Source organism: Rothia sp. HMSC065D02 (genome assembly GCF_001815285.1).
Classification (GTDB): domain Bacteria; phylum Actinomycetota; class Actinomycetes; order Actinomycetales; family Micrococcaceae; genus Rothia; species Rothia dentocariosa.
Map to the genome: position 1 here is coordinate 289,551 of NZ_KV820089.1, position 12,747 is coordinate 302,297.

Below are 12,747 nucleotides of genomic sequence, written 5' to 3' on the forward strand. Positions count from 1 at the left end.
CTTCACCGGCTCCACCTACCAATGGGCTGACTTCCGCGACTCCACCTACAAGGGCTGGGCTGACTTCCGCGACTCCACCTACCAGGATGAGGCTGACTTCCGCGACTCCACCTACCAGGATGAGGCTGACTTCCGCGACTCCACCTACCAGGCCGGGGCTGACTTCACCGGCTCCACCTACCAATGGGCTGACTTCAGCGACTCCACCTACCAGAGTCGGGCTGACTTCACCGGCTCCACCTACCAGGGCGGGGCTAACTTCACCGGCTCCACCTACAATGATGTAGCTGACTTTAGCGGATCTATCTTCTATCAGGAAACTTATTTTGGCGAAGACGGATACAGTAACAGCTCTTCTTGTTTTACAAACCGCGCCCCTCAATTTTATGACAAGACAAACCGTAAGAATACGCTTTTTGGGTCACATAATAATGATTTCACAGTAGATATTAATAAAGGTTGTCCTATTGACCTAGATTCCAAAGGTATACCCCTTAACTGTAAATTCCTTACTTCAGAGCAGAAGGAATACCTTGCAGATAAGTTCCAAGAAATAGACGAAACGAAGAATAAACTTCGTGAAGTAAAAGATCCCAAAGAGAAAGCAGAACTCTCGAAAAATCTGCAAGCTCTTGACGAAAATCTCTATGAATGGCGGGAGGAAGCCACCACGGTAAAAGTGGAGGGTACAGCACTTGGAGAGGAAGATAACTAGCCGCCCGAGGGATTCACGACCTCCGCTTCCTGCCGTAACATCAAGATTCCACGGTGCCGTATGCCCCATATGGGTTGCCCCTGCTCTGGCGTGGCTGGTCTGCTTCAACTACAGATTTCAATCCACAACACCCCTGAATATGCGCAAGACTGGGCCGTTATCTGCCTGTTCAGCAAAGATTTGCAGGTAAACCTCGGGTCAAAATTCAGAAAAATCTGAAAGGTGAGCGGAAGATGCGGTAGGGTGGTACTTGCGCACACTCACAGCAAGGAGTCTACTCACCTATGAGCGATAAAAAACAGCCGGAAACAGAGCAGCCTAGACAACAGAACAAAGGCTGGTCGTGGGGTAAATGGATTATTATGATAGTCCTCGGAGTTTTTTCCCTTTTTATCTGTTGGCTTTATTTATCTCCCGAGTTTATCTGTTGGCTCCGCTTATTTCCCAAGCAATGGTCCACCAAAAAACACATATGGTTACAACTATATCTAGGAGCCCTAGCTGTTGCAGGCGTGGTAGCTTTATGTAAACCACAAATTATTACTTCGAGCTCTGAAAAATATTTTATTACCAGAGTTCTTACCACTGGCATTACAGGTGGGGCATTTGCTCTTCTTTTACCCATAGCTGTCAAAAGCACTACAACAGGTGTTGGCGGGCTACGACACTCTATTCTACTAGCAACCGGTGGTCTTCTCGCGATCCTTACCTTGGGTGAGACTCGTCGTAAAAACGATATCGACAAGCACAAGAACGATCAGGAAAAAGATAAAAACGACAAGGATTACCGGCGACAGGTTAGGGCAGAACGCCGAGAACGGTACACCAAAGCGGTAGAGCAACTGGGCGATGAGAAAGCACCTATTCGTATGGGTGGTGTATATACACTTGTAGGTCTCGTAGATGAGTGGCTTGAAGACGAGTCTATAAAAAAATATGAAGATAGACTCAAAGAAGGACAGGTTATCATCAATAACCTCTGTGCTTATATTCGTTCTCCATTTACTCTTGCCTCTCGTTATTATGAGCTATCGCAAGATACTCCTACAACTGAGGTGATTTACAAAAATGATCAACAGAAATCACATAAGAAATGGCAGATTATTAGCAGTAATCTGTACGCCTGTATCCGTTCTCGATTTACTCCTGATTCTCGCCATGATGAGTTATCGCAAGATGGCTATACAGCTTTCTACAAAGATAGGGAGCAAGAATTCTACGCAGACAAAGCCACGCTAGATTCCGAAGCAGACGTTCGCCTCAGTATTATTAAAGAAATTCACGACCGCTTACAAGGCTCTGACAAAAACACACCGGGGGCGTGGTCAGAGTTTGAATACGATTTCTCGGGAAGCGCCTTCTTCTACCCAATAGACCTTACGAACTCCTATTACACAAAACCTATTAATTTCAGCGGCTCCACCTACCGGAAAGAGGCTAACTTCTGCGGCTCCACTTACGAGGGTGAGGCTGACTTCAGCAGGTCCATCTACAAGAATGAAGTCTATTTTAGCTCTTCTAAGTATGGAGATAATGCTTACTTCAATCACTCTATTTATCAAGGAGAAGCCATTTTTAGGAGATGCGAACATAAAGGATCTATAATATTCAAAGAATCTATCTATGGAGGTAATGTAGACTATGAAAATTGCATTTACGGATCTAGAAATATAAATAATATTAAAGTAGATTTCACTAATTCAATTTATATAAGCGATGTAGATTTTTCTGCTACTGAATATAACTGCAGTGCAGACTGTAGTAATTCAATTTATTGCGGAAAAATTAATTTTAGTGATTCCACTTATTTTCAGAGCGCCAATTTTAAAAACTCAATTTATAATCAAGAAGTTAATATTGTCGCTACATATGAAGATTCCACATATTTTAATGGATCAATTTTCTATAATTCTGTTCACTTTAAAAACTCTGAAGTTATACATTCTTACGGCGCCGACAAATCTTATTGGATCGACAAAACTGCAAAATTCACAAAATATCCTCCTCATTTTTCTTACACGTGCGATAGTTCAGAAATAGAGTACGAAGAACTATACGAAGAGTTGTATATTAAATACGGCGACCCTGATGTAAGTTTATTTTATAACTTTACCATTAGGACTTTATTTGGCGAACACAACAATAGCTTTGACGTTTCACAAAACTATGAATACACATTAGAGAGGAATTCTAAAAATCTTCCACTGCACTGTGATTTATTAACATCTTCGCAAAAAGAATATCTAGAAGATAAATTTAAAATTATAAAGAGTGTATTTAATAAATTTCTTAATGGGACGAACCCTAGAGAAAATAAATTTTATTTAAATAATTTGAAATCTATCACGAAAGAACTTCATAAATGGCGTGAGAAAGCAACTTTAAAAGCAACTCCCGAAATTCATAAATTTTATGAAAATAACATACTAGAGAATCCTGAGGACTAATCAGCTTATAGTGTTCTGGGACAGTTATCAAAGAATAATTGTCCCAGAACACCACAATGTAAAACGAAAATACTGGCGGTTTATGTAGCTGCTCGTCCTTACTCCCCTGCCAAAGTTTTCAGGTTCAGCGGCGCACTAGTACCTCCTCCAGGTGCTCCAGCCGCATCAAAACCAGGCACACGGGGCCTGATAAACCCCTGTGGCATATGCTATTCGTCTTCTTCGTAGACATAATCCTTGAAATAGTCAGGGTCGCCTCGCCGTCGCTGTCTAGCCAGAGCTCAAACCAGCCGAGGAAGTCCTGGCGTTCACAGCAGGGGCTAACACCAACATCCGAGAAGCTCCACACCTCACCGGCGCATGGCCCGGCGGTAATCAGCTCATAGGTCATGCCGCACCCCTCATCCATGAGTTCGATATCCTGATCCCCGAGCTTACGCTCAAAAGTCTCATCGGTGAGTTGCTCTTCATCATCCTCAACCTCCCACAGCCAACCATCCGTAAGCGTCAGCGGGCGGGAAAGGTCTTTACGCTCAATCTCTGCGAGCCGGTGAATGGAACCGGTGCTAATATTCCCCATCGCCGGGTCACGCCAACCATCGCCAACCTCCAGCAGAAACAGCCGGTACGCCTGCGGCAGGCGAATATTGCAGGTACGCTCAAAAGCAATAATCTCTGCCTCCGAAATGGTAGGTCCCATGCTGATATTCTTCTGAGCGATTTTAGTCTTAATGCGCTCGATCACGCTCGGGTATTCTTCAGGTGTATAGATGGGCACAAAAACTCCTCAAAATAGGTCTTTGGTTTCACAGGGTCAGCGCGAGCCTTTGTACAAGTTACTGCACGCTGTTTCTAATCCAGCGGTTCTAAAGTGTATGAGTGGACTGTGCCCAACAATTCCGGCTGAATTCATGCCATAATGGAAACACATATCCACCGTAACTCTTGTCACATGAACGAATTTAATAACTCCATTATTATTTACCAGCCAAATACTGATCAGCCCGCTATTGATGTTCGGATAGAGGGCGAAACCGTGTGGCTCAGCCAACGGCAGATGTCGGTATTGTTTGATACCAGCTCAGACAATGTCGGGCTCCACCTGAAAAACATCTATGCCGAGGGAGAGCTCCTAGAAGGGGCAACTACCGAGGATTTCTCGGTAGTTCGTCAAGAAGGGAACAGGCAAGTTCGGCGATCAGTGCGCCACTACAACCTTGATGCCATTATCTCCGTGGGCTACCGGGTCAAATCAGCCACAGCCACGCAGTTCCGTATCTGGGCCACCAAACGCCTGCGGGAATACCTGGTGCAGGGGTACAGCGTTAACCAGCAGCGGCTTGAACAGCTCGGGCAAAATGTGGAGGTCATGGCGCGGGCAGATAACCACCTCGTGGCCGGTACTGGTGAAGTACTCGCAGCCTATCTACCGAGCCTGCAGACCCTGCGTGACTACGACGAAGGCACGCTCTCTGATAGCGAGTCCACCGGGAACGCGCCGGTGTGGCAGCTCACGCATACCGAAGCGCAGGCGATCATTGCCCGCGCCCGCAGCGAATTCCCGCAGGATAGGCTTTTCGGACTCGAAAACGGGGATAAGCTCAAGTCGGTCGTTGCTACCATCTACCAGAGCTTCGCGGGTCAGGATCTCTACCAAACCACCGAACAAAAGGCAGCGAATTTACTGTACCTTATGGTCAAAGACCACCCGCTGGTTGACGGGAATAAACGCAGCGCCGCAGCCTTGTTCATCGAGTTTTTATCCCGGAATAACCTGCTATTTTCGGCGGATGGCACACCTCTTGTCTCCAACAACGCCTTAGCGGCGATGACCCTAATGGTCGCCATGAGCAACCCGCAAGAAAAGGATCTAATGGTAGCCCTCGTAGAACGGCTCATTAGCCCGGTTGCCCATTAGCCGCTGCTCTCCTGACCCGCTAAGTGTGCCCCTACTCCCCTACCAAAGTCTTCGGGTCCAGCGGGGTGCTGGTGCCCTCTGCCAGGTGCTCCAGGCGCCTCAAGATTAAACCTTCGCGCAGTGCCCAGGGTGAGACGCGCATCGTTTCGATACCGAAGGTTTCCATCGCAGCCTCAGCCGCCATCGCGCCCGCGAGAACCTGGTCGGCGCGCATCCGGGAAACACCGGGCAGGTCAGCGCGTTCGGCGGGAGCCATAGCCTCCATGCGGCGAGTCCACAGGCGCAAATCCGTCACATGCATCTCACGCTTCACATGCGGCCCCGCAGAATACGGTGCCGCCCCGCAAATACGCGCCAGCGAACGGAACGTCTTCGAGGTGCCCACCACCATGTTCGGCTCCCCAAATGCCAGCAACCGCTGCGCCACCGGCTCAATCTGCTCACGCACATACCTGCGCAGCCGCTTCGTCTGCTTCGGCGAAGGCGGCTGTTCATCAAAGAACTCGCGGGTCAGGCGACCGGCACCCAACGGAACCGACATTGCCGCATCCGGCAGGGCATCCGTGCCCGTGGAGAACTCGAAAGACCCTCCCCCAATATCAAAATTCAGGATGCGCCCCGCACCCCACCCCTGCCAGCGGCGCACCGCGAAATAGGTGATAGCGGCCTCTTGATCGCCCGAAATCTCGCTCAAACTCACGCCGGTCTTCAACCGCACATACTGCAGAACCTCGGCGCCATTACCGGCCTCACGAATAGCGGAGGTCGCGAAGGCGAGCAGGTCTTCGGCGTTATTCTCAATAGCGAAATCGCGCGCAGACTTCACGAACTCGGTCAGCGCGGCGCGGCCTTCATCAGAAATATCACCCGACGGTGTCAAATACTGCACCAGCTGCAGCGGAATCTTATGCGAGGCATACGGCTCGGGGCGGGCGCCCGGGTGGCCGTCAAGCAACAGAAGATGAACAGTATTTGAGCCAACATCAAGAACACCGAGGCGCACGGCGCGCTCCTATCCCCCAGCCACCGCCAGGATAACGTACAACTTCATTAAGTGTGGCACAAGTCGCCGCATGATGCGCGCAATCCACCGCCGGGTATGCGCGAGTTCGCCCGCCGCACATGGATGCACAGGTCATGGAGTGTGAGTACACGAAAAAATCTCACGGGCTCAATGCCCGCGAGATTTTACATCGGGTTTTTAGAGAAAACGGGACGAAACCGTGTAACTAAGGGATGCGGAGGCTCTGGCGAACGGCTTCAGGATGCGCAACTAGCAGCGAGCGCCTAAGGCTGTCGCGCACGGCAAAGCGAAGCGGAGCCGGCGTGACTGGTCGCCTTGTAAAGCGAGCGCAAGTCGCGCATCCATGTAAATCTTGCCAAGCGCAACAATACGGATACGTAGCCCACACTTTCGTGAGCAGCGCATCCGTATTGTTGGGAAGAAGAAAAAACTAGTCCTTCTTAGCCGCAGTCTTCTTTGTAGTGGTTGACTTTTTAGTCGTCGTCTTTTTCGCGGTGCTTTTCTTGGTGGTCGTCTTCTTCGCTGCGGTCTTACGCTTCGCAGGCCCCTTGGCACGCTTTTCGGCAAGCAGTTCGACGGCGCGCTCATGGGTGAGCGATTCGATGGTTTCCGAACGCGGCACCGTAATATTGGTAACGCCGTCGGTAATGTACGGCCCGAATCGTCCGTCTTTGACCACAATATTCTTCTCGCTGTTCGGGTCTACACCAAGCTCGGCGAGCGGGGGCTTAGCGGCGGCTCGCCCACGCTGTTTAGGCTGCGCATAAATATCGAGCGCCTGTTCAAGGGTGATCGTGAAGATCTCTTCCTCAGACCCAATCGACCGCGAGTCGGTACCCTTCTTCAGGTACGGGCCGAACCGCCCGTTCTGCACGGTGATTTCGTTGCCTTCAGCATCGGTACCGAGCACACGCGGCAGGCTCAAGAGCTTGAGCGCATCCTCTAGGGTTACGGTCGCCAAATCCATAGATTTGAAGAGCGATGCGGTGCGCGGCTTAGCGGGCTTGGGCTTCTTCTTCGGCTTGGGTTTGCCGTTCTTGTAGTATTCGGTGGGCTGCGCATCCAGGTACGCCTGAATCTGCTCCTCCGTCATCTCTTCGATAACTTCGGTGACGTAGGGGCCGTAGCGCCCGTCTCGGGCGATAATCTGGTTCCCGGAGGCGGGATCGGTGCCGAGCACGCGCCCATCGGATTTGCCCTGTTCAAGCAGCTCTTTCGCCTTCTCAGCGGTCAGCTCATCGGGCGCCAAATCGGTGGGAACATTGGCGCGCACGGGGTCAGAAACTTCACCGGTTTCGGTATTGACGGTGCCTTCAGCTTCAAGGTAGGGACCGAATTTACCCACGCGCAGCACAATGCCGTCAGCAATGCTGATCGAGTTAATATCGCGGGCATCAATATCGCCCAGATTATCCACGATCGGCTTGAGCCCGCGTTTCTTCTGCACCCCGCCGCCGAAGTAGAAGTCGCCCAGCCACTCCACGCGCGATTCTTCGCCGCGGGCAATGCGGTCAAGGTCTTCTTCCATCTGCGCGGTGAACTCGTAGTTCACGTAGGGACCGAAGCTGGTTTCGAGCAGGCGCACCACCGAGAACGCGGTCCACGAAGGCACGAGCGAGCCGGAACGCACCTGCACATAGCCGCGATCCATAATCGTTGAAATCACGGCGGCGTAGGTGGAGGGGCGCCCGATGCCCAGCTCGTCAAGAGTTTTCACGAGCGAAGCCTCAGTGTAGCGTGGCGGGGGCAGGGTCTCATGCCCGGCGGCTTCAAGTTTTTCGGCGGTGAGCGAGTCGCCCTGCGCGAGCGCGGGCAGGCGTTTCTCGGCGTTCTTGGCGTCGCGTTCTGCCAGGCGGGTTGCGTCTACACCTTCCTCATAGGCGGCAAGGAAGCCGCGGAAGGTGATGACAGTGCCGGATGCTGCGAACTCGGCGTCGCGCCCGTTGGATGCGGTTGCCCCCAACCGCACGGATGCGGTCGAACCGGTGGCGTCTGCCATCTGCGAGGCGATGGTGCGCTTCCAGATCAACTCGTACAGCCGGTATTCGTCGTTGGAGAGCGTGCCGCGCACAGCGTCGGGGGTGCGGAACGTGTCGCCTGCGGGGCGGATTGCTTCGTGTGCTTCCTGCGCGTTTTTGCTCTTGGAGGCGTAGGTGCGCGGCGCGGAGGGCACGTATTCGGTGCCGTAGAGTTCGGATGCTTGACGGCGTGCCGCCTTCACGGCCTGGTCTGAGAGTGCCACCGAGTCGGTACGCATATAGGTGATGTAGCCGCTCTCGTAGAGGCGCTGGGCAACCTGCATGGTCACGCGCGATGAGAAGCGCAGCTTGCGCGCCGCCTCCTGCTGCAGGGTTGAGGTGGTGAACGGCGCGGCGGGGCGGCGTTTATAGGGTTTGGTTTCGACCGAGCGCACTGCAAAGGGGGCGGCGGTGAGGGCTTCGGCGAGCGTGCGTGCATCCGCCTCTGAGAGGTGGGTGACTTTGGTGGAGGTGAGGGTGCCGTCGTCGGCGAAGTCTTTACCGGTGGCAACTCGGGTGCCGTCGACCGCCACGAGTTTGGCGTCAAAGCCCTCGTTGCTGATGGTGATGAAATGCCCGGTCAGATCCCAGTAGTTGGCGGCGACGAAGGCCATGCGTTCGCGTTCGCGTTCAACAACGAGGCGGGTTGCCACGGACTGCACGCGACCCGCGGATAGCCCGCGACCAACCTTGCGCCACAGTACGGGTGAGATTTCGTAACCGTAGATACGGTCAAGAATACGGCGGGTTTCTTGAGCATCGACCAGGTGCAGGTCAATATCGCGCAGTTCCCCGAAGGCGCGTTCAATGGCTTCGCGGGTGATTTCGGGGAAGGTCATGCGGTAGACGGGAACCTTGGGTTTCAGAACCTCTTTGAGGTGCCAGGCGATCGCTTCACCTTCGCGGTCACCATCGGTTGCGAGGTAGAGGGCATCAACGTCTTTGAGTTTGCGTTTGAGTTCGGCGACTTTTTTCTTTTTGTCGGGGTTAACCACATAGTAGGGGTCAAAATCGTCGTCGATATTGACCGCGAACTTGCCGACCGGGCCCTTTTTCAGGTTTTCGGGCAGTTCGGAAGGCTGCGGCAGGTCACGAATATGTCCCATGGACGAATCCACCAGAAATTCGTTTCCTAAATAACCGCTGATAGTCTTCACCTTCGATGGTGACTCAACGATCAGCAGCGCTTTTCCGTTCTTTGCCTTGGTGGGCACGGCTCTCCTCATATTTGTATGGTGTAGATGCGATACAACAATAGCGCACATTCTGGCGGTTACGCCTATTAGGTGCGCTTATCACGCATGTGTCTTATCACGTTTTACAGCTTGTGTTTGGATTAAGGGTGTGGATGCAACGATACCAGTTATTATGCACGTCTGTATCGAGTTGGCAACCGCAGATATGGGCCTTAGGCGAGCTGGCGGGCGAAATTAGTTGTACGGAAAATACCCTTCGCCCTGGGCGGGAAGAAGCGGGTATTCGCGGCCGTACACTTTGCGCGGCACAATGCGCACCCACTGCATGAGGTGCCCGCTTTCGTAGTGGCGCAGGCCGAAAGTGTGCACGAGCGGCGGGGTCATTTCGGGCGGCAGCCAGTGCGCCACGCCCTGCACGATCACGGAACGGATGCCGTTCTCTAGTTCCTCGTCGATTTCAAAGGAGACGCGGCGGCTCATGACCACGGCGGAGAAACGGTCGCCGCGGGTGGTGCGCAGGTAGATTTCGTGGTCGGCTACCCCGTAGAGGACCGGCAGCACGTCTACAAAATTGCCATCGGTGAGCACGAGTCGCCCTAGATTGTTGGCCTGCAGGCGCGCCCAGCAGTCTTCGGCGCTCATTTTCTTGGTGGTGTCTGGGGTGTCTTGCATAGTCATTCTTTTAGTGTAGGGGTTTCTTCGTGCCGGGATTTGTGATATTCGGCGCGGCAAGGCGTGTTTTATAGGTTCGCGCTGGGGTGCTGGGGGTTAGCTGTTTTCGTCTGCGAAGTGCAGAAAACTTTTTTCGATGAGTTCTCGAATAGCGACCAGCAGGGTATCGCGCGGATGCTCATTCTCGGTGCCGAAGGCGGCGCGCGCATCCGGCGTGTAGTCTTCCCAGCCGAGAAGCACGGCGAGCGCACCTAAAATCTGCCCGATGCTCAGCTCGCCGTCGCATGCGGAGACGAACCCGGCGGTTTCGGTTGAGAGCAGGATTGTGCGGCACAGCCCGGATCCGGCGCGCAGCAGAATTACGTTTGGATGCTCGGCGCCGGGGCGGCCGTGACGTTCTTCGGTCACGTCTTCGGCGAGAACGAGGTGGGCTTCGGCGAGCGCCTGATCGGTCAGGGCGGTAAGGCGGTCGAAGCGTGCCACGGCCTCGGTGATGCTTTGCGCGATGGGCTGGGCTATGGGGTAGGTGATGTCTTCAAACCGGTTTAGGGGTGCGGTTTCGGTGGTGTGCGCTGGGCGGCGGAACCAGAGCATCCCAAACCCAATAGAATGAACGTTCCGGTTTTTAAAGTCGTCGAGATAGGCTCGGTAGGTGTTCTCGTAGTGGTCGCGGTCGCGGTTTTCGCTCGCGTCTTTGAGCCAGGTTTCCGCATAGGATTCGGGGGTGAGCACTTCGCGCTGAATTACCCACGCCTCGCTCGGGGTGCCGGTGGCTGATTCGGCGAACCAGGTGCGCAGGCGAGCATCCCAGGGCTGCGCCTCGCCTGTGTTGTCGCGGTGAATTTCCCAGTTGCCGAGCATCTGGGCGCGCCCGCCGGGCACCAGAACCTCGGGGATGCGCCGAATAAGCGTGCTGACAATATCGTCACCGGGCAGCCCGCCGTCACGGTACGTAAACTGGTCGTCGCTGCTTTCGTTTGCGCGGCGCGGGGTAATGACGAACGGCGGGTTTGAGACCACAAGGTCGAACTGCTCCCCCACCACGGGTTCCAGCAAAGAGCCTTGTCGAAGGCTGACGCGTGCTTCAAGGTTCTGCGGGTCGAGTTTCAGGGCACCGGCGTTCAACAGCAGGTTAAAACGGGCGAAGGCGAGGGCGCGCGGCGAAATATCGGTGGCCGTTACGTGGTCTGCGTGGGCGAGCAGGTGGAAGGTCTGAATACCGCAGCCGATCCCTACGTCAAGGGCACGCGCCACGGGGGTGCGCTCGGTAATCTGCGCCAGGGTTAGGGATGCCTGCCCGATACCCAGCACGTGATCTTTGCGCAGCACCCCGGGTCGCTGATGCGCCCCCAAATCAGAGGCCACCCACAGCTCGGTGCCGTCATCAGCCGAATGCGGTCGCAGGTCAAACACGGCGCGGTAATGCGGTTCTTCGCCGGGGTTCTCTGGGGTGCGGGTATTTTCTGACTCCGCGAATTCCACGAGGTTTGCCGCGATAAAGTCATTCAGCGCGGGTTCGCCGCCGAGCGCATCGGCAAGTTCCATGCGGGTTAGGGTGCGTGCGAACAGGAAAAACCCGATCATGCGCGCCAGGCGGCGGTCGGGGTCGGTGGTGTGTGCATCATCAAGGATGTTCTGTACCCGCCAGGTGCCGGGCACAACCTGGTCGCGCGCCATTGCCTCAAAAGCGCGCTCCCCCAGCAGGTCACGCACCCCGTCGTAGCTGTAGTTAAGCCTCTCAAGGGCACCCCGGATTCGCTCAAGCCGGGCGGTATCGTCGCTTATGGGGGTGTCGGGGATGCGGGAGTACAGTTCATCAGCCATACTCCCCATTCTAAGCGCCCCGTTTCTTAACGCCGCGAGCAGGTGGTTTTGGTACGAGCAGGTAGTATTTTCCCACCTGCTCGTACCAAAACCACCTGCTCGCGGTGTTCCCACTCGATCTTGGGGGCGGAACTCCGCTATGCCTTTACCGTCAGCGCGGGTTTGATGTCCTTCACAATGGATTCGAGCATCCGCAGGTTGAAGTCCACGCCCAGCTGGTTCGGCACGGTCAGCAGCACGGTATCTGCCGCCTGAACGGCAGCATCACGGGCGAGTTCTTCGGCAATCAGGTCAGGTTCGCCAATATAGCTGCGCCCAAACCGCGAGAAGGTGTTGTCGATAATACCGGTGTAATCCTGCGAATCTTCCTGCGCGCGGCGGCCAAAATAACGCGCCGAATCGGCATCAATAATGGGGATCACCGAGCGCGAGACCGAAACACGCGGCACACGGGTATGCCCTGCCTTGACCCATTCCTCGCGGTAGAGGCGAATCTGCTCCGCCTGCTGCTGATCGAAAGGCACACCTTTATCTTCGAGCATCAGCGTTGAAGACATGAGATTCAGCCCCTGCTGTGCGGTCCACACGGCGGTGCTGTCAGTTCCCGCGCCCCACCATATGCGCTCGCTCAGACCGGGTGACTGCGGCTGCACGGGGGCGTACTTGCCCTGCACCCGCGCGGAGGGTGCCATGCCTTCGCCTTGGATTGCCTTCATAAAGATGTCGAGGTGACGGCGTGCCATCGCACTCTCATCTTCACCTTCGGCGGGGTAATAGCCGAAACTCTCGAAACCGCGGATAACGGATTCGGGCGAGCCGCGTGAGACACCCAGCTGCAGGCGCCCGGCAGAAATCAGGTCGGCCATCGCGGCGAGTTCGGCCATATACAGCGGGTTCTCGTAGCGCATGTCTGAGTTATGGCGTTGGACGGAA

General features: G+C 54.5%; 7 protein-coding genes and 2 pseudogenes. 3 read left to right on the top strand and 6 right to left on the bottom strand.

The annotated features are described in order from the left end of the window. Window positions 1-715: pseudogene (locus tag HMPREF3016_RS11295) on the top strand (pentapeptide repeat-containing protein); the annotation flags it as partial. A 284-nt stretch (window positions 716-999) separates the two neighbouring features. Then, the gene (locus tag HMPREF3016_RS05390; RefSeq protein WP_070740751.1) at window positions 1,000-3,162 is read left to right on the top strand and encodes a pentapeptide repeat-containing protein; all 2,163 of its coding nucleotides are present in this window, start codon (window positions 1,000-1,002) and stop codon (window positions 3,160-3,162) included. 124 nt (window positions 3,163-3,286) lie between these two features. Here HMPREF3016_RS05390 and HMPREF3016_RS05395 read toward each other — a convergent pair whose 3' ends face one another. Beyond that, complete coding sequence (locus HMPREF3016_RS05395) at window positions 3,287-3,940, bottom strand: SMI1/KNR4 family protein (protein ID WP_246828472.1); 654 nt, start codon at window positions 3,938-3,940, stop codon at window positions 3,287-3,289. A 174-nt stretch (window positions 3,941-4,114) separates the two neighbouring features. Here HMPREF3016_RS05395 and rhuM point away from each other — a divergent pair, with 174 nt between their 5' ends. Further along, window positions 4,115-5,080, top strand: a complete 966-nt coding sequence (rhuM, locus tag HMPREF3016_RS05400) for a virulence RhuM family protein/type II toxin-antitoxin system death-on-curing family toxin (protein WP_070740754.1) — start codon at window positions 4,115-4,117, stop codon at window positions 5,078-5,080. A gap of 31 nt (window positions 5,081-5,111) precedes the next feature. Here rhuM and HMPREF3016_RS05405 read toward each other — a convergent pair whose 3' ends face one another. The 5 genes and pseudogenes from HMPREF3016_RS05405 to HMPREF3016_RS05425 all read right to left on the bottom strand — a co-directional run. Next, window positions 5,112-6,083, bottom strand: a complete 972-nt coding sequence (locus HMPREF3016_RS05405; protein ID WP_048754217.1) for a Ppx/GppA phosphatase family protein — start codon at window positions 6,081-6,083, stop codon at window positions 5,112-5,114. Between the two features lie 451 nt (window positions 6,084-6,534). Then, window positions 6,535-9,336: a type I DNA topoisomerase gene (topA, locus tag HMPREF3016_RS05410; RefSeq protein WP_070740758.1), complete on the bottom strand. Its 2,802-nt coding sequence runs from the start codon at window positions 9,334-9,336 to the stop codon at window positions 6,535-6,537. 216 nt (window positions 9,337-9,552) lie between these two features. Then, window positions 9,553-9,996, bottom strand: a complete 444-nt coding sequence (locus HMPREF3016_RS05415; protein WP_004005453.1) for a pyridoxamine 5'-phosphate oxidase family protein — start codon at window positions 9,994-9,996, stop codon at window positions 9,553-9,555. A gap of 90 nt (window positions 9,997-10,086) precedes the next feature. Continuing rightward, a complete protein-coding gene (locus HMPREF3016_RS05420) occupies window positions 10,087-11,814 on the bottom strand; it encodes a DUF7059 domain-containing protein (RefSeq protein ID WP_070740760.1) in 1,728 nt (575 codons plus the stop codon). A gap of 137 nt (window positions 11,815-11,951) precedes the next feature. Continuing rightward, window positions 11,952-12,725: pseudogene (locus HMPREF3016_RS05425) on the bottom strand (LLM class flavin-dependent oxidoreductase); the annotation flags it as partial. Between the last annotated feature and the right edge of the window lie 22 nt (window positions 12,726-12,747).

Excerpts from the sequence above, each read along its gene's own strand:
- HMPREF3016_RS05390 (WP_070740751.1), top strand. The coding sequence starts at position 1,000 with ATGAGCGATAAAAAACAGCCGGAAACAGAGCAGCCTAGACAACAGAAC.
- rhuM (WP_070740754.1), top strand. The coding sequence starts at position 4,115 with ATGAACGAATTTAATAACTCCATTATTATTTACCAGCCAAATACTGAT.
- HMPREF3016_RS05415 (WP_004005453.1), bottom strand. The coding sequence starts at position 9,996 with ATGACTATGCAAGACACCCCAGACACCACCAAGAAAATGAGCGCCGAA.
- HMPREF3016_RS05420 (WP_070740760.1), bottom strand. The coding sequence starts at position 11,814 with ATGGCTGATGAACTGTACTCCCGCATCCCCGACACCCCCATAAGCGAC.